This is a genomic window from Sphingopyxis sp. 550A, assembly GCF_053569535.1.
The window spans coordinates 2,756,672-2,777,478 of sequence record NZ_CM131615.1 but is presented as its reverse complement, the minus strand read 5'-3'; the positions used below and the strand labels follow the sequence as shown (position 1 = coordinate 2,777,478).

At 67.3% G+C, this 20,807-nt stretch carries 17 protein-coding genes and 1 tRNA gene; 15 read left to right on the top strand and 3 right to left on the bottom strand.

Features of this window, described 5'->3' with window-relative positions:
* Window positions 1-106: 106 nt before the first annotated feature.
* Both ACVENA_RS13380 and ACVENA_RS13375 read right to left on the bottom strand, forming a co-directional pair.
* A complete protein-coding gene (locus ACVENA_RS13380) occupies window positions 107-1,132 on the bottom strand; it encodes a formylglycine-generating enzyme family protein (protein WP_449325768.1) in 1,026 nt (341 codons plus the stop codon).
* Between the two features lie 113 nt (window positions 1,133-1,245).
* Complete coding sequence (locus ACVENA_RS13375) at window positions 1,246-3,258, bottom strand: M3 family metallopeptidase (RefSeq protein WP_449325767.1); 2,013 nt, start codon at window positions 3,256-3,258, stop codon at window positions 1,246-1,248.
* A 193-nt stretch (window positions 3,259-3,451) separates the two neighbouring features.
* Between ACVENA_RS13375 and ACVENA_RS13370 the strand changes: the two genes are divergently transcribed.
* Window positions 3,452-4,351, top strand: a complete 900-nt coding sequence (locus ACVENA_RS13370; RefSeq protein WP_449325766.1) for a hypothetical protein — start codon at window positions 3,452-3,454, stop codon at window positions 4,349-4,351.
* Window positions 4,352-4,425: 74 nt separating this feature from the next.
* On the opposite strand, the gene ACVENA_RS13365 is transcribed toward ACVENA_RS13370, so the two are convergent.
* Window positions 4,426-4,512 (bottom strand) — tRNA-Leu (locus tag ACVENA_RS13365).
* A 316-nt stretch (window positions 4,513-4,828) separates the two neighbouring features.
* On the opposite strand from ACVENA_RS13365, the gene ACVENA_RS13360 reads away from it, so the two are divergent.
* From ACVENA_RS13360 to gspN, 14 genes are all read left to right on the top strand, one after another.
* Window positions 4,829-6,454 (top strand): hypothetical protein, encoded by a 1,626-nt coding sequence (locus ACVENA_RS13360; RefSeq protein WP_449325765.1) that lies wholly within the window; start codon window positions 4,829-4,831, stop codon window positions 6,452-6,454.
* An 80-nt stretch (window positions 6,455-6,534) separates the two neighbouring features.
* Window positions 6,535-9,279 (top strand): TonB-dependent receptor domain-containing protein, encoded by a 2,745-nt coding sequence (locus ACVENA_RS13355; protein ID WP_449325764.1) that lies wholly within the window; start codon window positions 6,535-6,537, stop codon window positions 9,277-9,279.
* Window positions 9,280-9,575: 296 nt separating this feature from the next.
* Window positions 9,576-10,442, top strand: coding sequence for a type II secretion system protein N (locus tag ACVENA_RS13350; protein ID WP_449325763.1), 867 nt, complete (start codon window positions 9,576-9,578; stop codon window positions 10,440-10,442).
* 5 nt (window positions 10,443-10,447) lie between these two features.
* Complete coding sequence (gspD, locus tag ACVENA_RS13345; protein ID WP_449325762.1) at window positions 10,448-12,652, top strand: type II secretion system secretin GspD; 2,205 nt, start codon at window positions 10,448-10,450, stop codon at window positions 12,650-12,652.
* Window positions 12,649-14,142, top strand: a complete 1,494-nt coding sequence (locus ACVENA_RS13340) for a GspE/PulE family protein (protein WP_449325761.1) — start codon at window positions 12,649-12,651, stop codon at window positions 14,140-14,142. Before gspD ends, ACVENA_RS13340 begins: the two co-directional genes overlap by 4 nt.
* The gene (gene gspF / locus ACVENA_RS13335; RefSeq protein WP_449325760.1) at window positions 14,135-15,349 is read left to right on the top strand and encodes a type II secretion system inner membrane protein GspF; all 1,215 of its coding nucleotides are present in this window, start codon (window positions 14,135-14,137) and stop codon (window positions 15,347-15,349) included. The genes ACVENA_RS13340 and gspF overlap by 8 nt, the downstream gene beginning before the upstream one ends.
* Window positions 15,350-15,353: 4 nt before the next feature.
* Window positions 15,354-15,836: a type II secretion system major pseudopilin GspG gene (gspG, locus tag ACVENA_RS13330; RefSeq protein ID WP_449325759.1), complete on the top strand. Its 483-nt coding sequence runs from the start codon at window positions 15,354-15,356 to the stop codon at window positions 15,834-15,836.
* Window positions 15,811-16,287 (top strand): GspH/FimT family pseudopilin, encoded by a 477-nt coding sequence (locus ACVENA_RS13325; protein ID WP_449325758.1) that lies wholly within the window; start codon window positions 15,811-15,813, stop codon window positions 16,285-16,287. Before gspG ends, ACVENA_RS13325 begins: the two co-directional genes overlap by 26 nt.
* On the top strand, window positions 16,277-16,639 hold the full coding sequence (gene gspI / locus ACVENA_RS13320; RefSeq protein WP_257543685.1) for a type II secretion system minor pseudopilin GspI: 363 nt from the start codon (window positions 16,277-16,279) through the stop codon (window positions 16,637-16,639). Before ACVENA_RS13325 ends, gspI begins: the two co-directional genes overlap by 11 nt.
* A gap of 8 nt (window positions 16,640-16,647) precedes the next feature.
* Entirely contained in the window at window positions 16,648-17,358 is a 711-nt protein-coding gene (gspJ, locus tag ACVENA_RS13315; protein ID WP_257543683.1) for a type II secretion system minor pseudopilin GspJ, read from the top strand.
* Entirely contained in the window at window positions 17,355-18,362 is a 1,008-nt protein-coding gene (gene gspK, locus ACVENA_RS13310) for a type II secretion system minor pseudopilin GspK (protein WP_449325757.1), read from the top strand. Before gspJ ends, gspK begins: the two co-directional genes overlap by 4 nt.
* A gap of 13 nt (window positions 18,363-18,375) precedes the next feature.
* Window positions 18,376-19,509, top strand: a complete 1,134-nt coding sequence (gene gspL / locus ACVENA_RS13305; RefSeq protein ID WP_449325756.1) for a type II secretion system protein GspL — start codon at window positions 18,376-18,378, stop codon at window positions 19,507-19,509.
* Window positions 19,506-19,988, top strand: coding sequence for a type II secretion system protein GspM (gene gspM, locus ACVENA_RS13300; RefSeq protein WP_449325755.1), 483 nt, complete (start codon window positions 19,506-19,508; stop codon window positions 19,986-19,988). Before gspL ends, gspM begins: the two co-directional genes overlap by 4 nt.
* Window positions 19,985-20,701 (top strand): type II secretion system protein N, encoded by a 717-nt coding sequence (gspN, locus tag ACVENA_RS13295; protein ID WP_449325754.1) that lies wholly within the window; start codon window positions 19,985-19,987, stop codon window positions 20,699-20,701. The genes gspM and gspN overlap by 4 nt, the downstream gene beginning before the upstream one ends.
* Window positions 20,702-20,807 lie beyond the last annotated feature (106 nt).

Below are 20,807 nucleotides of genomic sequence, written 5' to 3'. Positions count from 1 at the left end.
GTTCTTTCTTTCAGCGCCGCCAGAAGAAGGACGGTGCTTCGACAAGCTCAGCACAAACGGAAGAGAGGGGGCGGGTTAAAACGCACGGTGTTCTGAACTATCGGCCCTAACCAGCCACAGGCGGCGTGTCGTAAACGAGGCGGAAACCGACGTTGCTCGTCCCCATGCCCGGGTCGCGTCCCTGGCGCGAGGCGGGGCGATAGCGCTGGCAATAGTTGGGCGCACAGAGATAGCTGCCGCCCTTCACCGTGCGCGACGGGACGTCGGGGCTGAACGGATCATAGGCCGATTCTTCGTCGGGGCCTTTGGGATCATCGCTGTCCTTCGGATCGTGGCCGGGGCGGAAGAAGTCCGACGTCACTTCCCACACATTGCCGACCATGTCGTAGAGGCCATTGGCGTTGGGTTTGTAGCAGCCGACCGGGGCGACGCCCTTGAAGCCGTCGGTCTCCGCATTGTAATTGGGGAAGGCGCCCTGCCAGCTGTTCGCCTCTTCGGGCTGGACATTCTTCGACCGCTGCCCGGCGCTCGCTGCATATTCCCATTCGGCCTCGGTCGGGATGCGCCCGCCCGCCCATTTGGCATAGGCGACCATATCATCCCACGCGAGATGAACGACGGGTTCGTCGGGCACCGCGCCGGGACCGTCCGGACCATAGGGCTTTTTCCAAGAGGCGCCGGGGACATATTTCCACCAGTCGGTGTAGCGGTTCGACGGGAAGTCGGGCGGGGTGAAGACCGCCGATCCGGGCTTCAGCATGTCGGGTGGAATCCGGTCGGCGGGGACGTTGAACTGCTTGGGATCGACCGGCTTTTCGGCGACCGTGACATAGTGGGTCGCCTTGACGAAGGCGGCGAACTGGCGGTTGGTCACTTCGTGCGGATCGATCCAGAAGCCGTGGACGGTGGTCGTCCGCACCGGCCCCTCCTCGTCATAGACATCCTCCTCGCCCATCTCGAACGTTCCGCCAGCGAGGCGCACCGGCGTGTCGGCGATGCGCGGGCAGGTGCGCGCATGGGCCGCCGCTTCCTCCTTCGCCTGCGGCGCACCCTCTCCGCCGCATCCGGTCAGCGCCGCGAGCGACGCCGCGGTCAGCAGCGCGCCGAAAAGCGTGAATGTGCGACGCGGCATGACCTTCTCTCCCCTCGTGCGGGCCTATCATTGCCCCGGTCGCGACCTCATACCCGCGCCGCCGCATCGAATAGGGGAAAGCCCCGCGGCAAGGAACCCCGATCTGCCGCCAGCTACCGGCCCGACTGCAACTCCGCCCGATAGGCGTCCACCGTCCAGTCGCGGCCGAGGAAATTTCGCGCGAGCTGATTCATCGACGCCGACCCGCCGGGCGCGAGGATCAGGTTGCGATAACGCATGGCGGTGACCCGATCGCGCAGGCCATGTTTGCGGAATTCGCTGAGCAGATCGCTCGCGAGCGCCTTGGACCATTGATAGGTGTAATAGGACGCGCCGTAGCCGGTGAGATGGCCGAACGCGGCATAGCCGTGCGTGCCTTCGGGGTTGGGAGCGAGAGCGTAGCGATTATAGGCCGCGTCATAGACCGCGGCCAGATCGCGATCCTTGGGAACGCCCGAATAAAAAGCGAGCGAGGCGCCGGCATAGCCGAGCTGCGTCATCGTTGCGAACGCTTCCCCGAAGCGGCGGCTGACGTTCATCTTCTCCACCAGCGCGGCCGGGATCGGTTCGCCCGCCGCGTTGGTCGCGAAGCGTTTCAGCGTATCGTAATCCCACACCCATTCCTCGAGCAGTTGCGACGGTGCCTCGATGACATCGCTTTCCAGCTCCATCGGATTTTGCGCGGCATAGTCCTGCCCGCCGGCGAAGATCCAGTGCAGCAGATGCCCGAATTCGTGGAGGAAAGTGACGACGTCATTATGCTCCATCAGGCCGTCGGGAAAGTTCGTCTCGAGCACCGCGACCGGCAGCACGCGATCCTTGATGCCGAAGCGCAGCGGCGCCATCTGGGCGTGGGTGAACTTGCCCTCGCGCGGATGCATGTCGAGGTAGAAGCGGCCGATGACCGCGCCGTCCTGTACCATTTCAAAGGCGCGGACGTCCGGGTGCCAGACCTCGGTCTTCCAGGGCCTGATTTCGACGCCGAACAGATCGCGTGTCAGGTCGAGGATGCCGGCCTGGACCTTGTCGAACGCGAAATATTGGCGAACCTGTTCCGGATCGACCTGATAATCCTCCTTGCGGATGAGCCGCAGCGCGTAGCTGCTGCTCCACGAGCCGAGCGAGGCGAGCGACGGATCGTCCTTGTGCAACCGGGCCAGCATCCGCCCCGCCTCGGCCTCGCCGATCGGCCGGGCCACGCGGTCGATCTCGTCGAGGAAGGATTGCACCCGCTCGGGATTTTCCGCCATGCGGTTGGCGAAGTCATAGGCTGCGAAATCGGGATAGCCGAGCAGGCCGGCGAATTGGGCCCGATCGTCGATGATCCGCCGCAGCACCGCGTCGTTGGCGGGATAGGCGCGGTTCGCGAAGGCCGTCATCACGCGCTTCCGCACGTCCGCGCGGTCGGCATAGCGCGACAGCGGCATGACGTCGGGATAGCTCATGCCGATCTGCACCAGCCCGTCGGGCCCCGCCGGATGCGCTGCGAGCCAGTCCTGCGGCATGCCCTTGAGCTCTTCGGGAGTCGCCGTGACGGTGCGGGCGTCGGCGGAGATATTCCCCTCGAACTCGATCGAGGCGGCGGTGATGCGATTCTGGAGTTCGCCGATCTGCGTCCGCGTCGCTTCGTCCTTGTCGACGCCCAGGCGGCGGTAGGAATCGAGCTGGCGGTCGACCATGTGGCGCAGGGCAGGCGAAATATCTGCCTTTCCGGCCGTCAGCAGGCGCTCGTAAATGGGTCGGGACATGCCCAGATCGACCAGCACCGCGCTGGCGCGCTGAAAACAGTCCTCGGCCGCCTTGCGGATCGCCGCATCGGGGTTTGTGTCCTTGATGACGCCCGGTTCGGTATAGGCGGTGGTGAAGGCGAGATTGTAGAGGTCGTCATAGGCGGCGAGCAAATCCAACGGCGCGGTCGACAGCGGCATCGCCTCGACGCGCGCGCGCAGGCTCGCCAGCGCATCGAGACGGGCGTCGCATTGCGCGCTAACCTCGGCGGCGCTCTTCGGTGCCGCGCTGACGGCTCCGATGACGCCGTCCGATACGGGCTGATAGCCCGCGCCGAGTGCGGGCACCGCCGTTCCGGCGAGCAACAGCGAAAACGCAAACGAACGCAGCATCGGCATGATGGTCTTCCCCCTTGAAATGGCTTCGGTGCGGGCCAGCTCCATCGATCGTCGCCGTCCGCCCGAATGTTCCCCTTGGCTCGCTAGCGCACTCCGGCCAGGTTGGCGCTGGAAATTTTTGCGTATATTTTCCAGTCCATAGCTCTTACACGCTTTTTCGCTCAATAGACGTCGATTATCGCAAAGTAAGAGCGTGAACGCAGTCAGTCTCGCCAAGGCCCATGATCCCCATTTCGGAGTCGATTATTGGACCGCCGAATCGATCCTTCGCCATCCGGATTTCCCGCACGCGCGCAAAGCCTATTTCGACAAGGTGCTCGCACTCTACGGCGACGATCCGTTCCTCAACAAATTGCTGATGGAGGCGGTGCGGATCGTGGTCTTCGCCGTCGCCATCTGCATGGAGGCCGGATATCGGCCGGACGATCGGAACACATGGCCGACGATCGGCAACCTCAAAAAGGCGCTGGCGCTGTTCGGCCTCGCCAGCCCGCGGCGAATCGAACAGATTGTGGGCAGGCTGGTGCACACCGATTTCCTCGAAAGCCGGGTCTCCCCGCTGGATAGACGCGTGCGCCTGCTGATTCCGACCGCCCGGATGCTGGCGCACGACCAGGAGTGGCTGATCGCCCATTATGCGCCGCTCGCGAGCCTGTTCGGCGAAACCGACTATCGCCTCCCGCTCGGTGGCGACAGGACGTTCCAGCGTGCCCAGCGGCGGGTCGCGACCGGCATCTTCGCGCAGTCGGCGACGGTCCTGCTCCGCAACCCCGATATTCTGCTCTTCCTCATGCGCGATGCCGGCGTGTTCGTGCTGATCGAACTGGCCCGGGACGCGCTGGAATGCGGGACGCCGACGGTCGATCTGTCGCTGGCCGAACTCGGCCGCCGCTTCGCGGTCTCGCGCACCCATGTTCGCCAGCTTCTGCTGGCGGCCGAGGCGCAGGATCTTATCCGCATCGACCAGGCGCAGCGCCGGATCAGCCTGGAACCCCGCCTCCTCAAAAGCCTCGACCGCTTCATCGCCGAGGGCATGTCCAATCACGATCTGACCGGAGCGGCGGCGAGGCGGCCCCGTGCAGACGCCCCATAGGGGCGACATACCTCCCGGTCGCCCCGACGGCAGCCGAGGCAAATGGTCCGAACATATCGATAAATCAATGTACATGGTGCGGTCGAGAAGACTCGAACTTCCACGGCCTTTCGGCCACAACGACCTCAACGTTGCGCGTCTACCAGTTCCGCCACGACCGCACATCATGATGGTCCGGACGGGCCGGCACCAGGTAGGAGCGGGCGCCTAGCAAAGCTTTTCGGGCGATGCAAGCGAGCTTCGCCGCTTTTATTTCGTCGCCCGGCGGTCGCACCGCGGAGGCGCGGACCTCAGCGCTTTTTGCGGATGTCATCGAAGCGACCCCGAAGCGTCATCGGACTGTCACGGCTCTGGCGTCAGACCGTCATCGAATCACCCTAGTGGCGGCGTCACCGGGGGCGGGGCGGCACATCCTCCTTTGTTCGCCGGTGGTTTTTCACAGCGCCCCTCGTGCGCACACCGGGAACGGAGAATTTCATGGCGGCTTTCGCACGCGTTCGTCTGATCATGCTAACCAGCGTGGCCTGTTCCACCCTTGCCGCCTGCGGCGCCGACGACGTCGCGTCGCCGGGCGAGGGCGGTACGATCATCATCAATCCGACGCCGACTCCTACGCCGACCCCGACCCCCACGCCGACTCCGACGCCGACCGTCACTCCGGCCGCGGGCTGCCCGACCATCGGCGGCGGGGCGCTGACCGACGCCGGCACGATCAGCAATAGCGCGCTCGGCAGCTGGCGCGTCTGCACGCTGCCCGCGCGCATCACCGCCAATTCGACGCTGCCGAAGATCGCCGGCCTCCTCTATCGCATCAACGGCCGCGTCGATGTCGGTTACGATCAGGGGCCGACCGAGGAAGCGAGCGACAAGCCCGACGTTACGCTGACGATCGATCCCGGCGTCATCCTCTATGGCGAATCGGGGCCGTCGTGGCTGAACGTCAACCGCGGCAACAAGATCCAGGCGGTCGGGACCGCGACCCAGCCGATCATCTTCACCAGCCGCGACAACGTCCAGGGCCTCAACACCGAAAGCTCGTCGGGTCAGTGGGGCGGCGTCGTGCTGAGCGGTCGCGCCCCGGTCACCGACTGCGCTGCCACCGGCGCCGCGCCGGGCACCGACGCCTGCGAGCGCCAGACCGAAGGCGCGGTCGACGACGCGCTCTATGGCGGCAGCCTCGCCAACGACAACAGCGGCCGGATGAGCTATGTCCAGATCCGCTATTCGGGCTATGTCCTCTCCTCGAACAGCGAGCTTCAGTCACTGACGCTGCAGGCGGTCGGATCGGCGACGCAGATCGACCATATCATGTCGTACAACAGCTCCGACGACGCGGTCGAAGTGTTCGGCGGTCACGCGCATATGAAATATTTCATCGCGGTCGGCGCCGAGGACGATAATCTCGACACCGACGTCGGCACGAAGGCGAACTTCCAATACGGTATCGTCGTGCAGCGTCCGAATATCGGCGACGCGATGATCGAGGCCGATACCGACAATGCGCTCGACGGCAACAACCCGCGCCAGAACACGCGGGTGGCGAACTTCGTCTTCTTCCAGAATTCGCAGAACGCCTCGTCGGACAAGGCGTCGATCCTGCTGCGCGGCGGCACCGACTATGGCCTCTACAACTCGGTGCTGGTCAGCCCGACCAACCCCTGCATCAACATCAGCCGGACGCAGACCGCATCGGGGACGCAGAGCGCCGCGATCGACGAATATGGCGCGCCGATCTTCCGCTCGGTGCTGATGCAGTGCGCGTCGCCCAAATATATCGACAGCGGCATCACCGCGGGCGCGGTGGCGTCGATCTTCGGCACCGGCTCGAACGGCAATGACGACGCCTATACGCCGACCTTCGCCAGCCTGTTCATCAACGGGGCGAACGAGACCAAGGTGGCGGCGTTCGATGTGTCGACGCTGAACGGACAGGTGTTCAACGGCATCGAACTGACCCGCGCCGGCTTCTTCGACAAGACGAGCTATGTCGGCGCGGTCAAGGATGCCAGCGACACCTGGTATCAGGGCTGGACCTGCAACAGCACAACCGCCGACTTCGGCACCGGCAACACGGGGCTCTGCACCTCGCTGCCGACCACCTGAGGCCTTTGCTCCGATGGGAGGGAGCGGTGCGTGCCGCTCCCTCCCACGAATGTTTCTGCCCGCTTTCTGGGGAAATCGTCATGTCCAAGCCGCTCCGGCTCGTCCGCCTGTTGTTGATCTCCACCGCGCTCGTCGCGCCCGCCGCGGCGATGGCGCAAGCGGAGCCCACAGCGGAGACCCCCGCGCCAGCCGCCGCCGACCCGGCGTCCGCCGATGCGGCCGCCCCCGCGGATGACGAGACCGATATTTCGATCCCCGGCGCCGATATCGTCGTCACCGGCCGCCGCACCGCCAATATCGAACGCAGCGCGCCGCAGGTCGTCTCGGTCCTCGGCGCCGCGGACATCGCGCGGACGGGCGAGGGCAATATCGCCGGCGCGCTCGGCCGCGTCACCGGCCTCAGCGTCGTCGGCAACGGCTTCGTCTATGTCCGCGGGCTCGGTGACCGCTATTCGCTCGCGCTGCTCAACGGTTCGCCGCTGCCGAGCCCCGAGCCGCTGAAGCGCGTCGTCCCGCTCGACATCTTCCCCTCCAGCATCATCGCCTCGTCGCTGGTGCAGAAAAGCTATTCGGCGAATTTTCCCGGCGAATTCGGCGGCGGCGTGATCAACCTGACGACCAAGGCGGTGCCGCGCGAGCCGTTCCTCGAGATCGGCGCGAGCATCGGCGGCAATTCGGAAACCACCGGCCGCCTCGGCTACACCTATTACGGCACCGGCAGCGACTGGACCGGCTTCGGCGACGGCGGCCGCAAGCTGCCGCCCGCTTATGCCGCGTGGCGCGCCTCGGGCCTGCGCATCAACGACCCCAGCGTCAACCAGCAGGCGATCGCCGGCCAGTTCGTCACCGCGCGCAACGGCATCGTCCAGCGCAACGACGACATGCCCGTCAACTGGGGCGCGAATATCACCGGCGGCAAGGCGTGGGACCTCGGCGGCGCCGAGATCGGCCTGATCGCGACCGCGGGCTACACCAGCAAATGGCGCAGCCGCGCCGTGACGCAGCAGACCGCGAACGCGCTCGACCTGTCGTCGCTCAACACGGACATCCGCCGCGTGATCACCGACAACCGCGTCGTCGCCAACGCGCTGTTGGGGCTCAGCGCCGAGTTCGGCGAGAACAAGGTCCGCTGGACCAGCCTCTATATCCGCGACACGATCAAGCAGGCGCGTCTCGGCGCCGAGGATCGTCCCGACACCGCCGACGCGAATCCGGGCGTCAGCTTCCAGTATCAGGACACCGCCTGGTATGCGCGCCAGCTCATCGACACCCAGTTCGTCGGCGAGTTCAAGCCGTTCGACGACCTCGGCATCGACGTTCGCGCGGGCTATGCCAATTCGCAGCGCGAGGCGCCGTTCGAACTGAGCTTCCTCTACAGCCGCTCGAACAGCCCGACTGATCCCTATGGCCAGTTCTTCACCAACACACTGAACACCGGCCAGCGGCCGGGCAGCGCGTCGATCGCCTTCTCCGACCTCAACGAGGATCTCTATTCGGCGGGGATCGACCTGACGTGGGAAATCGCGCCGCGCGTCAAGGCGGTCTACGGCTATGCCTATAGCGACACCAACCGCGTTACCGAGCGCCGCGACTTCCTGTTCCAGGGCAACAATAATATCCCGATCGCGGTCTCGCTGCTGCGGCCCGACCTGCTGCTGTCGCAGACGATGATCTGTTTCCCGCCGCTCAATCCGCCGACCGATCCCGATTGCCCGGCGAACCCGAGCCCGACGGGGATCAGCCTGGTCGACAGTACGGGGTCGAATCCGACCTTCCGCGCGACCCTGCGCAATCATGCGGCCTATTTTCAGATTCAGGCCGACCTGCTCGACCAGCTCAACGTCAATATAGGCGCCCGCTATGAAAGCGCGGTCCAGCGCGTGTCGCCGGTTCAGGTCTATACGGTCAGCCCGACGCTGCCGCCGGCGACGAACCTCAGCCGCGACTATCTGCTCCCCGCGGCAACGCTGACATATGAGATCCAGCCGCAGATGCAGATTCGCCTCAGCGCGTCGAAGACGATCGCGCGGCCGCAGTTCCGCGAACTGGTGTTCCAGACCTATTACGACCCCGACACCAACCGCAATTTCCAGGGCAACCCGCAGCTCGTCGACAGCCAGCTCTACAACGCCGAAGGCCGTTTCGAATGGTATTTCGCGCCCGAACAGCGCGTGTCGATCGGCGGCTTCTGGAAGAAGATCAAGAATCCGATCGAAACCTATGCCAGCTTCGACGGCAACAGCGTGACGACCCGCTTCGCCAACGCGCCCGAGGCGACGCTTTATGGCGTCGAGTTCGAGTTCAAGAAATATTTCGACCTTAGGGGCTGGGGCGAAGGTTTCTGGGCCAACCGCCGCGCCGTGTTCATCGGCAATTATACCTGGTCGCAGTCGAAGCTGAAGGTCGGGGCCGACGATCCGGTGCGGGCCTATCCCTTTACCGGCGCGACGCTGGCGAGCCAGTTCTTTCGCGACGGCGCGCCGCTGACCGGCCAGTCGGACCATCTGGTCAACGTCGAATTGGGACTGGAGGATACCGAACGCCTGTCGCAGCAGACGATCCTGATTTCCTACGCCTCCGACCGCGTCACGCGGCGCGGACCGTCGGGGCAGCCCGACATCTTCGAACGGCCCGGCGTCCAGCTCGACTTCGTCGCGCGGCAGGGAATCCCGATCTTCGGCAAGCAATTCGAGCTCAAGTTCGAGGCGCGAAACCTGCTCGGCACCAAATATAAGGAAATGCAGGAATCGGGCGGCAACCGGATTTATTATAATCTGTACAAGCCCGGCGCGACCTTCTCGCTCGGCGGATCGGTGAAATTCTGACCCGCATTCAAGCCCCTCCTCCTCAGAGGAGGGGCGGCAAATCGAGAAAATTCGTCATTGCGAGCGTAGCGAAGCAATCCAGAGCCCGCGTAAACCGCGCTGGATTGCTTCGCTGCGTTCTCAATGACGGCGCAAATTGATCCAGTCCGGCTTTCTCGCGGACGCCCTCGACTGCCCGGTTTTCCCGGACTCGCCCCTCTGACAAAAAACTGTAATCTTCCCGTCAACTGATTGTCATCGATCGCGCCTAGGCGATTCGCGATGCAGCTTTTCAGTTGGGGGACAGGGACGACGCCATGGCAGTGCTGATGACCGGATCGGCCGTTCGGCTGCCGCGCGCGCTGCCGTCGTGGCTGCGCATCGGCAAACGGGCGCCGCGCGACGTTCTGCCGTTGCTGCTCGTCGGGCTGCTCGGTGCCTTGCTGATCTGGCAATGCATTCGCCTGCTCTGGGCGCTGGTCGTGCCGTTGTCGCCGCTCGGCGCGTGGCAGCCGCAGACCGCGGTCATCGCGTCCCCGGCGGAGCGCCGTGCGCTCTTCTCGAGCATCGATCCCTTCTTTCGCACCGCGCAGCAGGGGCCGACGAACGCCACCGTCACGGCGCTCGGCCTGACGCTGTTCGGCGTCAATCTCAACGAAGCGACCGGCGGTGGATCGGCGATCATAGCGGGTGAGGACGGGGTGCAGACCAGCTATGCCGTAGGTGAGGAGATCGCGCCGGGGGTGAAGCTCGTCGGCGTGGCTTTCGACCATGTGCTGCTCGACCGCGGCGGCGCGCGCGAAAGCCTGTTCCTCGATCAGAGCGGCGAAGCGCCGGTTGCTAATCCCGCGCTGCCCGCGCCGACGCCCGAGGTCGGTAGCGCTGCCGCGGCAGCGGAAGGCGCGATGACTCCCGAGGCACTCAAGGCCGGGGTCGGCTTTGCGCCGCGGACCGAAAACGGCCGGATCACCGGCCTCGTCGTCCAGCCGCAGGGCGACGGCACGGTCTTTCGCACCGCGGGGTTGAAGCCCGGCGACGTCATCCGCTCGGTGAACGGCCGCCCGATCGCCTCGGCGGGCGATGCCGCCGCTCTTGCGAACCAGTTCACGCCCGGCGCGCGCCTCTCGCTCGAGGTCGAGCGCGGTGCCGGTGTCGTTCCCGTCGCCATCCTTTTGTCGAAATAGGTCCCATGCGTCTCAAACTGTCCCTGATGCTCGCCGCCGCGCTCGTTTCCGCCACGCCGGGACCGGCGCTCGCGCAATATACTCTGAACGTCCGCGACGCCGACATCCGCGCCTTCATCCAGGATGCGGCGCGGATCACCGGGCGCACCTTCGTCATCGACGGGCGCGTCAACGGCAAGGTGTCGGTCGTCACCGACCGGCCATTGTCGCGCAGCGAATATTTCGAGATTTTCCTGTCGACCCTGCGCTCGAACGGGCTGGTCGCGGTGCCGGGGCCGAACGGCGCCTATCGCATCCAGCCGATCGACGGCGCGGCGGCGCAGCCCGGCCGGATCGGCAGCGACCGCGCGGCGCAGAACCAGTTCGTCACCGAAATCATCCGCCTCAAGCATATCGACGCCGTCGCGGCGGTCGAGACGTTGCGCCCGCTCGTCAGCCCGCAGGGATCGCTGACCGCGAACCGCAACGCCAACAGCCTGGTGGTCGCCGATTTTGCCGACAATATCCGCCGCATCCGCACCCTCGCCGCGAGCATCGACCGCGACAGCTCGACCAGCCAGATCGTCACGCTGAAGAATGCCGGTGCGCGCGAGATCGCCGCCGCGCTCACCGCGCTCGTCCCGGCGGCGGGCGAGGGGGCGAAGGCGCCGCTCGCGATCGTACCGATCGACAGCAGCAACGCGATCGCGCTGCGCGGCGATCAGGCGCTGGTCGCGCGCTTCGTCTCGATGGCGCACGACCTCGATGCCAAGGCGGCGGGTGGGACTGAATTGCGCGTCTATTGGCTCGAACATGCCAATGCCGAAACCTTGCTGCCGACCTTGCAACAGCTTGTCGGCGGCGGCAGCGATCCGGCGCAGAAGGCGGGCTTGCCGCCGGCGACATCCTCCTCGACGACGACGGGCGGCAGCGCGCCGACTCCAAGCGCCGCGCCCGCGGCGACGACGCCTACCTCGGTCAGCGGATCGGGCGGCAGCATCGCGACGCGCGGCCCGGCGATCGTCACCCGCTACGAAGGCGCGAACGCGATCATCGTCGCCGCGAACAGCGAGGTGCAGCGGATGCTCGGCGAGCTGATCCGCCAGCTCGACAGCCGCCGCGAACAGGTGCTCGTCGAGGCGATCGTCGTCGAGATCGGCGACGATGCCGCGAAGCGCCTCGGCGTCCAGTTCCTGCTCGGCGGCAAGAACATCCCCTTCGTCGCGACCAATTACAGCAATGCGCAGCCGAACATCTTCACCCTCGGCGGCGCCTATGCGGCGACCAAGCTGACCGAGGACAAGACCACGGTGGACGGCACCACGGTCGTCACCCAGACGTCGAGCGCGCTCGGCAGCAGCCTGCAGGAAGCGGCGGCGGCGTCGCTGCTCTCGGCGACCGGCGGCTTCGCGGGCTTCGCGGGCGATATCGGCAAGAACACGGTGTTCGGCGCGATCATCAACGCGGTGAAGTCGGACACGACGTCGAACCTGCTCGCGACCCCGCATATCGTGACGCTCGACAATCAGGCCGCGAAATTCCTCGTCGGGCAGGAAGTGCCGATTACGACCGGCGAGGCGCTTTCGGATAATTTCGACAACGCCTTCCGCACCGTCCAGCGCGAGGAGGTCGGCATCAAGCTGGAGGTCACGCCGCAGGTGAACGGCGCGGGCGAGGTCAAGCTGTTCCTGCGCCAGGAAGTGTCGAGCGTCGCCGGGCCGGTGTCGTCGCGAAACAGTGACCTCATCCTCAACAAGCGCTCGTTCGAGACGGTGCTGACCGTCGACGACGGCGAAATCCTCGCGATCGGCGGTCTGCTCAACGACGACGAGCGCCGGACGATCGAGCGCATCCCGCTGCTCAGCGACATTCCGCTGGTCGGCGAACTCTTCAAGTCGCGCAGCCGCAGCCGGTCGAAGACCAATCTGATGGTCTTCATCCGCCCGACGATCCTGCGCAGCCGCGAGGATAACGCCGCGCTCACCGCGCGCCGCTATGGCTATATCCGCGACTTCCAGTTGCAGCGGAACCCGAATGAGGAGCCCGCGATCGACACGCTGGTGCGCGACTATATGGGGACGACCCCGCCGTCGCCCCCGACGGCGGACGATGTGACCGTCGGTCCGGTCGACCTGCCCGCGCTGCGCGGGCAGGGCGGTACCGTCGCGCCTGCCGAGGTTCCGCCGTCGATCTCGCAGGCGCCCGCTCCGCCAGCCGGAGACCATCCGTGACCGACGCCGAACCGCCCGCGCCGCCCGCGCCGCCGGTCGATATTCCCTATGCGTTCGCGCGCACGCACGGCGTGGTGATCGCCGAGGACGAGGGAGGGCGCTGGCTCGCTACCTTGCGCGAGGGCAGCGACCCCGCGGTGCTGATCGAGGTGAAGCGCTATCTCGCGCAGCCGATCCGCGTCGCGACCGCGAGCCCGGCCGACTTCGACCGGCTGCTCTCCGACCATTATGCCGTCGATGCCTCGGCGGCGGCGATGGCGGGAACCGTGGGCGGCAGCGACCTCGAACTCGGCATTCCGAGCGCCGAGGATCTGCTCGACAGCGCCGACGACGCCCCGGCGATCCGTCTGATCAACGCGATCATCGCCGAAGCGGTGCGGCAGGGCGTCAGCGACATTCATGTCGAACCCTATGAAAGCGGCCTCGTCGTGCGGATGCGCACCGACGGCGTGCTGCGCGAGCACCTCCGCATGCCGCCGCACGTCGCGCCTGTCGTCGTCAGCCGCATCAAGGTGATGGCGCGCCTCGACATCGCCGAACGCCGGGTGCCGCAGGACGGGCGGATCGCGCTGACGCTGGCCGGAAAGGCGGTCGACGTTCGCGTCTCGACCTTGCCGAGCCGCGCGGGCGAGCGCGTCGTGATGCGCATCCTCGACAAGGATACGGCGGGGATCGATTTCGACGTTCTCGGCCTGTCGGGCGAGGCCGACCGCATCTTGCGCGAGGCACTGGCTGAACCCAACGGCATCATCCTCGTCACCGGGCCGACGGGATCGGGCAAGACGACGACGCTCTATGCCGCGCTGAAACAGCTCAACGATGGTCAGCGCAACATCCTGACCGTCGAGGACCCGGTCGAATATGCCGTCGATGGCGTCGGCCAGACGCAGGTCAATGCCAAGGTCGGGCTCGATTTCGCGGCGGGGCTGCGCGCGATCCTGCGCCAGGACCCCGACGTCGTGATGGTCGGCGAAATCCGCGACCGCGAAACCGCCGACATCGCGGTGCAGGCGTCGCTGACCGGCCACCTCGTCCTCTCGACCGTCCATACCAACGACGCGGTCGGCGCGATCACGCGCCTCAAGGATTTGAAGGTCGAGCCCTTCCTGCTTGCCTCGACCCTCCGCGCGGTGCTTGCCCAACGGCTCGTGCGCAAGCTTTGCGACCATTGCCGCGAGCCGGTGCAGGCCGACAACAGCGTCGCCGCGGTGCTCGGTCTCGACATCGGCACGGTGATCTGGAAGCCGAAAGGCTGCGAGGCGTGCGGCGGCACCGGCTTCAAGGGTCGCGTCGGGGTGTTCGAGGCGATCCGCGTCGACGAGACGGTGCGCCGCTACATCTACGCCGGCGGCGACGAGGCGATGATCGCCAAGCACGCCTTCCTGAAAGCGCCGACGCTTGCCAGTGCGGCGCGCGCGATGGTCGCGAAGGGGCTGACGACGCCCGAGGAAGCGATCCGCATCGCGCGGCGCGAGGACGTCGATGCCTGATTATCGCTATGTGGCGATCGATCCCCAGGGCCGCGAGCGCAAGGGGCGGCTGACCGCCGCGAACGACGACGCCGCGCGCGCCGGCTTGATCGCGCGCAAATTCCATATCGTCGCGGTCGAGGAGGCAGGGGCGAAGCCCGCCGGCCGCTCGCTGCTCGCTTTCCGCAAGGACAAGCTCGGCCACAAGGAGCTCGCGCTCTTCACGCGCCAGCTCGCGACGCTCGTCGAGGTCGCGCCGCTCGAAGAGGCGCTGCGCACGCTGACGCGCCAGAGCGAGGCCGAAAGCGCGCGCGCGGTGATCGGCGACGTTCACGCGGGGCTTCTCGAAGGCCGCCGCCTCGCCGATGCGATGGCGCGCCAGCCGGGCAGCTTTCCGCCGCTTTATCGCGCGATGGTCGCGGCGGGCGAGACGACGGGCAGCCTCACCACGATCCTCGCGCGCCTCGCCGACCTGCTCGAACGCCAGGCCGAAGTGCGCGGAAAGCTGATCGCCGCGCTCGCTTATCCCGTCGTGCTCGCCTTCGTCGCGATCGGCGTGGTCGCGGCGCTGATGATCTTCGTCGTGCCGCGCGTCGTCGAACAGTTCGACGATGTCGGGCAGCAATTGCCGTTCCTGACCCGCGCGGTGATCGCGATTTCCAGCTTCGCCGCGAACTGGTGGTGGCTCGCGCTGCTGCTGATCGCCGGTGCCGTTTTCGGTTGGGTCCGCGCGATGCACCGTCCCGCGTTCAAGGCGGCGATCGATGCGCGGCTGCTCCGCCTGCCGCTGATCGGCCGGCTGCTCCGCGACCTTTATGCCGCGCGCTTCGCCCGCACTCTCTCGACGATGGTGTCGAGCCGCCTGCCGCTGGTCGAGGGGCTGCGGCTCACCGTGCCGACGATCCGCAATGCGGCGCTGGCGACCGCGACCGCGGGAATCGTCGATCAGGTGCGCGCGGGCGGCAGCCTGTCGGCAGCGCTGCGCGATGCCGGGGTCTTTCCGCCCTTGCTCGTCTATATGACCGCGAGCGGCGAAAGCGCGGGGCGATTGGAGCAGATGCTCGAACGCGCCGCCGACTATCTGGAGCGCGAGTTCGATCGCTTCACCGCCGCGTCGATGGCCTTACTCGAACCTGTCATAATTGTCGTTATGGGGTCGTGCGTCGCACTCATCATCCTCTCCATCCTGCTGCCGATCCTCCAGTTGCAGAACCTTGCGGGGCTATAATATCATGTCGCTGATGCAGCTTTTCCTTCGCCTTATGCTCGACCCGTCGCGGCCCGCTCGCCGCCGGAAGGACGAGCGCGGCTTCACGCTGACCGAGTTGATGGTCGTGATCTTCATCATCGGGCTGCTCGCGACGGTGGTGATGATCAACGTGCTGCCCAGCCAGGACAAGGCGATGGTGACCAAGGCGAAGGCCGACATCGCGACGCTCGGAAGCGCGCTCGAACAATATCGGCTCGACAATCTGGCCTATCCCGCGACCACCGACGGGCTGAACGCGCTCGTCACCGCGCCGCCCGCGCTCGCGCAACCCGAACGCTATCGCCGCGGCGGCTATATCAAGAAGCTGCCGAGCGATCCCTGGGGCCGGCCCTATAATTATCAGGCGCCCGCCGCGAACGGAAAGGCGTTCGACGTCTGGTCGATGGGCGCCGACGGCGCGCCGGGCGGAACCGACGACAATGCCGACATCCACGGAGAAAATTGAGCCGCTCCCCGGTGAGCGCGGCTTCACGCTCGTCGAACTGATGGTCGTGCTCGCGATTCTCGGCCTCGCCGCGACCGCGGTCGTGCTGACGATCCCCGGCGAGGAGCGGACAGTGCGCAGCGAAGCCGATCGGCTCGCCGCGCGCCTCGCCGCCGCGCGCGACGTCGCGGTCATCGAGGGACGCAGCATATCGGTGAATTTCGCGCCCTCGGGCTATGGCTTCGAGCGGCGGGTCGACGGCGCATGGCAACCGCTTCCGGGCCGCGCCTTCGAACAGCGGAACTGGCCGAGCGGCATCCGCTTCGTCGCGGGCGACGGGCAGGCGGCGGCCCGCGTCCGCTTCGACCGCATCGGCACCAGTCCGACGCCGCAGGCGGTCGTGCTAAGCGGCGGCGATGCGCGCGAAATCGTGCGCATCTCCGCGATGGGGGAGGTCAGCCGTGGCCGATGACGCGCGCGGCTTCACTCTGCTGGAAATGCTCGTCGCGCTCAGCATCATCAGCATCGCGGCGCTGACGCTGGTGCGGCTCGACGCTTATGCGGTGCGCACCGCGGGCGATCTCGACGAAAGTACGATGGCGGGGATCGTCGCGCAGAACCGCGCGGTCGAGCTATGGACCGACCCGTCACCGCCGACGATCGGGGCAAGCGCGAGCAGCGTCGCCAATGCGGGACGAAACTGGCGTATCGAACAACGCGTCGCGCCGACCGCCGACGCCGCGCTGCTGCGCATCGACCTGATCGTGCGGCCCGAAAGCGGGCGCGGGCAGGCGGCGCTGACGATTATCAGGCCGTCGCGGTGAGGGAGGATATGACCCCACCGTGTGTCCCCGCGAAGGCGGGGACCCAGAGCGCCCTCGAGCGACGGTGCGCGCGCGCTCTTTGGACCCCCGCCTTCGCAGGGGAGCACGAAAGGGGCGACGAGCGCGGCTTCACGCTCGTCGAAATGCTCGTTTCGCTGTCGATCTTCGCGGCGATCGCGGCGATGGGCGTCGGCCTGCTCCGCAGCAGCGTCGATACGCAGGACGCGGTGCAGCAACGCCTGAAAGGCATGAGCGGGCTCAACCGCGTGCGCGCGGTGATGGCGAACGATCTGGCGCAGGCGGTGCAGCGTTCGACGCGCGGCCCTTCGGGTGAAGCCGTGCCCGCCTTTCTGGGCTCCGCCTCGGGCTTCGCTTTCGTTCACGCGGGCGCGCCGTCGGACGGCAGCGCGCGGCCTGAGGTCGAGCGTGTCGGCTATGCGCTGGTCGGCGGCGAATGGCGCCGTGCGACGCAGCCGATGCTCGACGGCACCGCGCTCTCCGACGGCGACCGGCTGGTCGATGAAGTCGCGAGCGTCGCCGTCCGTTATCGCGACGAGCGCGGCAACTGGTCCGAAAGCTGGACGAGCGACCCCGGCGACCGCCTGCCGCGCGCAGTCGAGGTGCGGCTGACCCGCACCGGCCGCGCCCCGCTGACGATGCTGTTCCTGACCGCTCCGGCTGCCCCCCCACCGCCGCCCGTGCAGGGGGCTGCGCCATGATGCGCGACGAACAGCGAGAGCGCGGCGCCGCGCTGCTGGCGGTGCTGTTGCTCGTCGCAGTGATGGCGGTGATCGCGGCGACCGCGCTCGACCGGTTGATGCTGGCGACGCGCATTGCCGGCAGCGCCGCGACGGTCGATCAGGGGCGTGCCTATGCCTTTGCCGCCGAGCAGATCGCGCTGCGGCGCGTCGCCAGCCTCGTCTCGCGCGACCCGACGCGGTTGACGCTCGAGGGCGGCTGGTTGGGGCGCGACTTCACGCTGCCGCTGCCCGGCGGCGAGGGGCGGGCGCGGCTGACCGATGCCAATAATTGCTTCAACCTCAACAGCCTGGTGGCCGAAGTGACGCCGGGCCGGCTCAGCCAGCGGTCGGGAGCGATCGCCCAGTTCGCGGCGCTGATGAAACTGGTCGGCATCGATGACGGGCAGGCGCAGCAGATCGCGGGCGCGACCGCCGACTGGATCGACAGCGACAGCAACGAAGGGCCGCTTGGCGCCGAGGACAATGTCTATCGCGGGATGCAGGCGCATTATCTCGCCGCCAACCGCAAGATGGCGGACATCAGCGAGCTGCGCGCGGTGCGCGGCGTGAACCCGAAAATCTATGCGCAGCTCAAACCCTGGATATGCGTACTGCCCGAGGCCGATCCGGTGAAGCTCAACGTCAACACGCTGGCGCCCGAACAGGCGCCGCTGATCGCGATGCTGATGCCCGGCGAACTGACTGTCGCCGATGCGCGCGCGGCGCTGGCGACGCGGCCCGCCGGCGGCTATGGCAGCAGCATGAGATTCTGGGATGCGCGGGCGTTCGAGGGGCGCAAGCCGCCGCAGGATGTCGCCGAACAGGCCGGGGTGAACAGTCGCTGGCTGATGCTGACGACGAAGGTGACGATGGGGGACGGGGTTTTGACGGCAAGGTCGCTCATCGATGCCAATGGCGGCGCGGCCGGCGCCGGGCAGGCGTCGCCGCTGATCGTTCGCCGCGACTGGGGCGAGAGCGACTGAGATGAGCCGCACGTTGATCCTTTGGTTGCCCCCGGTGGCGGCGCTTGCGGACGAAACGGCCGTGCGCCCGGCGTGGCTGCGCGTCGATGATGGCGTCATTGTCGATTCGGGGCAGGACGACGGCTGGGTCGATGCATGGGAACGCCCGCAGGACGACGCTGCCGACGGTCGGCTGATCGCGCTGGCACCCGCTGCCGACGTGCCGCTGCGCTGGCACCATTACCCTGATGCCGCCCCGGCGCAGGCGGCGGCGGCGGCGCGGCTCGATGCGCTGAAGGACAGTCTGGGCGAGGCGTCCGCGCTGCACGTCGTCGCGGGCCAGCCCGCCGAGGCGGGGCAGGCGGTCCCGGTCGCGGTGACGACCCACGCCGCGATGACGGCGTGGACCGACTGGCTGGCGGCGCAGGGACTGTCGCCCGATGCGATCCTTCCCGCGGCCGCGGCCGTGCCGCCGCCCGAGGCGGAAACGCTCTGGGCCGCCGAGGTCGGGAGCGAGACGATCGTCCGCACCGCCGATCACGCCTTTCTGTCCGACCCCGAACTCGATCCGCTGATGGCCGGCGAACGGACGATCGCGCCGCTCGATGCCGCGCAGATGCGCGAGGCACTGCTGCTCTCGCTTGCCGCGCCGCCGCTCGACCTGCTCAGCGGCGCGTGGAAGCCGAAGCGGAACTGGGCCGTCGATCCGGCGCTGTTGCGGTTGGCGAAGCGGCTGTTGATCGCATTAGTCGTGGTCAGCCTGATGGTGCCGGTCGTTCATGCGATCCGGCTGATGTCGGATAGTAGCCGCGCCGACGAAGCAACTGTAGAAATGGCGAAAAAGGCGGGCGTCGCTGCGCCTGACGCCGAAGCGGCCGAAGCGGAGATCGACCGGCGCCTCGCCGCGGCGGGCGGCGGACCGCTCGCTTTCTCGGTTCCGGCGTCGGCGCTTTACGATGCGATGCGCGATACGCCGGGCGTGACGCTCAAGAGCCTGGCGCACCGCACCGACGGCACGCTGACGACGACGCTCGCCGCGCCGCGCGTCGATGACATCAACGCGGTGCTGCTCGCGTTGCAGGCGCACGGCTATCGCATCACGGCGCAGCCGATGGCGGGAACCGACGGCCAGCAAATGGCGAATGTGACAATTCGGGCGGTGCCATGATGGACGCGGTAAAGAATTGGTGGAACGGCCTGTCGATGCGCGAGCGCTGGCTCGTCGGCGTCGCGGGCGTGCTGGCGACCCTCGTGCTGGTCTGGGCGCTCGGACGGCCGGCGGTTGCCGCCTTCGCCGACCTCGAAAGCCGGCACAGCGCCGCGGTCGAGCGCGAGGGGCGCCTCGCAGCGAAACTGCAATTGCTCGCGCAGCGACCAGCGAAATCACTCGCCGCGGCGGTCGATGCGGTGGCGATCGACCAGTATCTCGCGCAGTCGGCGGGCGAGATCGGGCTGACGCTCGATCGCAACGAAGCGCGCGGACAGGGGCAGGCGACGATCGCCATCGCGGCCGCCAAGGCGCCAGTGCTGACCGACTGGCTCGCCTCGCTCGAGGCGCAGGGCTTCGTCGTCGATCAATTGACGATCACCCCGGCCGCCGACGGCACCGTCGGCATGACCGCCGAACTCAGAAAGGCCGGGCAATGAGCGAGCGCAGGCGCTGGACTATCGGTGCGGCGCTCCTCGCTCTGCTGCTGATCATCACGACCTTTCCGATGCGGCTCGCGCTGTCTTTGTCAGGCGCGGCCGATGCGGGCATCGCGGCGCGCGAGGTTCGCGGGTCGGTGTGGTCGGGGACGCTGATCGACGCGCGGCTCGGCGTCTTGCCGCTCGGCACGGTGCGCGCGAGCCTGTCGCCGCTCGCGTTGCTCGGCGGCAATACAGAGCTTGCCTTCACACGCGCCGATGAACGACTTGGCGCGCTGTCGGGGCGGCTTCACGGAAGCGATCCGCGCGGCATGTCCGACGTCAACGGCGCGACTTCGCTGTCGGGCGGGCTCGGCATCGTTCCAGTTGACACGATCCGTTTCGAGGGTGTGTCGGTGCGTTTCGACGATGCCGGACAATGCGTCGAGGCGGCGGGGCGGCTGCAGTTGATGGTGGCCGCGCCGATCGCTGGGCTCGACCTGTCGCGCGGGCTGTTGGGGCCGATTGCCTGTGCGAACGGTCGCGCGCGGGCGGTGCTCGCCAGCCAGTCGGGGATGGAGCGGCTGGCGCTGTCGTTCGATGCGCGCGGGGCTTATCGTGCGCAATTCGCGATCAACGTCGATCGCGACCCGGCGATGGCGGCGGCGCTGACGGTGCTGGGGTTCAAGCCGGGGGCGAACGGATATGTGCTGACCGCGACGGGGCGGTTTTAGGGATGGTCTGAAAGCCCCGTTCTCCCGCGAAAGCGGGGGTCCATCTCCGGCCGGTGCGATCCGGGACCGATCGGATGATGGGTCCCCGCCTTCGCGGGGACACAGG

Bases quoted from the DNA above. Each gene is read 5' to 3' on its own strand.
- gspM (WP_449325755.1), top strand. From the start codon at position 19,506: ATGATGGACGCGGTAAAGAATTGGTGGAACGGCCTGTCGATGCGCGAG.
- gspF (WP_449325760.1), top strand. From the start codon at position 14,135: ATGCCTGATTATCGCTATGTGGCGATCGATCCCCAGGGCCGCGAGCGC.
- gspK (WP_449325757.1), top strand. From the start codon at position 17,355: ATGATGCGCGACGAACAGCGAGAGCGCGGCGCCGCGCTGCTGGCGGTG.
- ACVENA_RS13325 (WP_449325758.1), top strand. From the start codon at position 15,811: ATGCCGACATCCACGGAGAAAATTGAGCCGCTCCCCGGTGAGCGCGGC.
- gspG (WP_449325759.1), top strand. From the start codon at position 15,354: ATGTCGCTGATGCAGCTTTTCCTTCGCCTTATGCTCGACCCGTCGCGG.
- gspN (WP_449325754.1), top strand. From the start codon at position 19,985: ATGAGCGAGCGCAGGCGCTGGACTATCGGTGCGGCGCTCCTCGCTCTG.
- gspJ (WP_257543683.1), top strand. From the start codon at position 16,648: ATGACCCCACCGTGTGTCCCCGCGAAGGCGGGGACCCAGAGCGCCCTC.
- ACVENA_RS13360 (WP_449325765.1), top strand. From the start codon at position 4,829: ATGGCGGCTTTCGCACGCGTTCGTCTGATCATGCTAACCAGCGTGGCC.
- ACVENA_RS13355 (WP_449325764.1), top strand. From the start codon at position 6,535: ATGTCCAAGCCGCTCCGGCTCGTCCGCCTGTTGTTGATCTCCACCGCG.
- ACVENA_RS13375 (WP_449325767.1), bottom strand. From the start codon at position 3,258: ATGCCGATGCTGCGTTCGTTTGCGTTTTCGCTGTTGCTCGCCGGAACG.
- ACVENA_RS13350 (WP_449325763.1), top strand. From the start codon at position 9,576: ATGGCAGTGCTGATGACCGGATCGGCCGTTCGGCTGCCGCGCGCGCTG.
- ACVENA_RS13380 (WP_449325768.1), bottom strand. From the start codon at position 1,132: ATGCCGCGTCGCACATTCACGCTTTTCGGCGCGCTGCTGACCGCGGCG.
- gspD (WP_449325762.1), top strand. From the start codon at position 10,448: ATGCGTCTCAAACTGTCCCTGATGCTCGCCGCCGCGCTCGTTTCCGCC.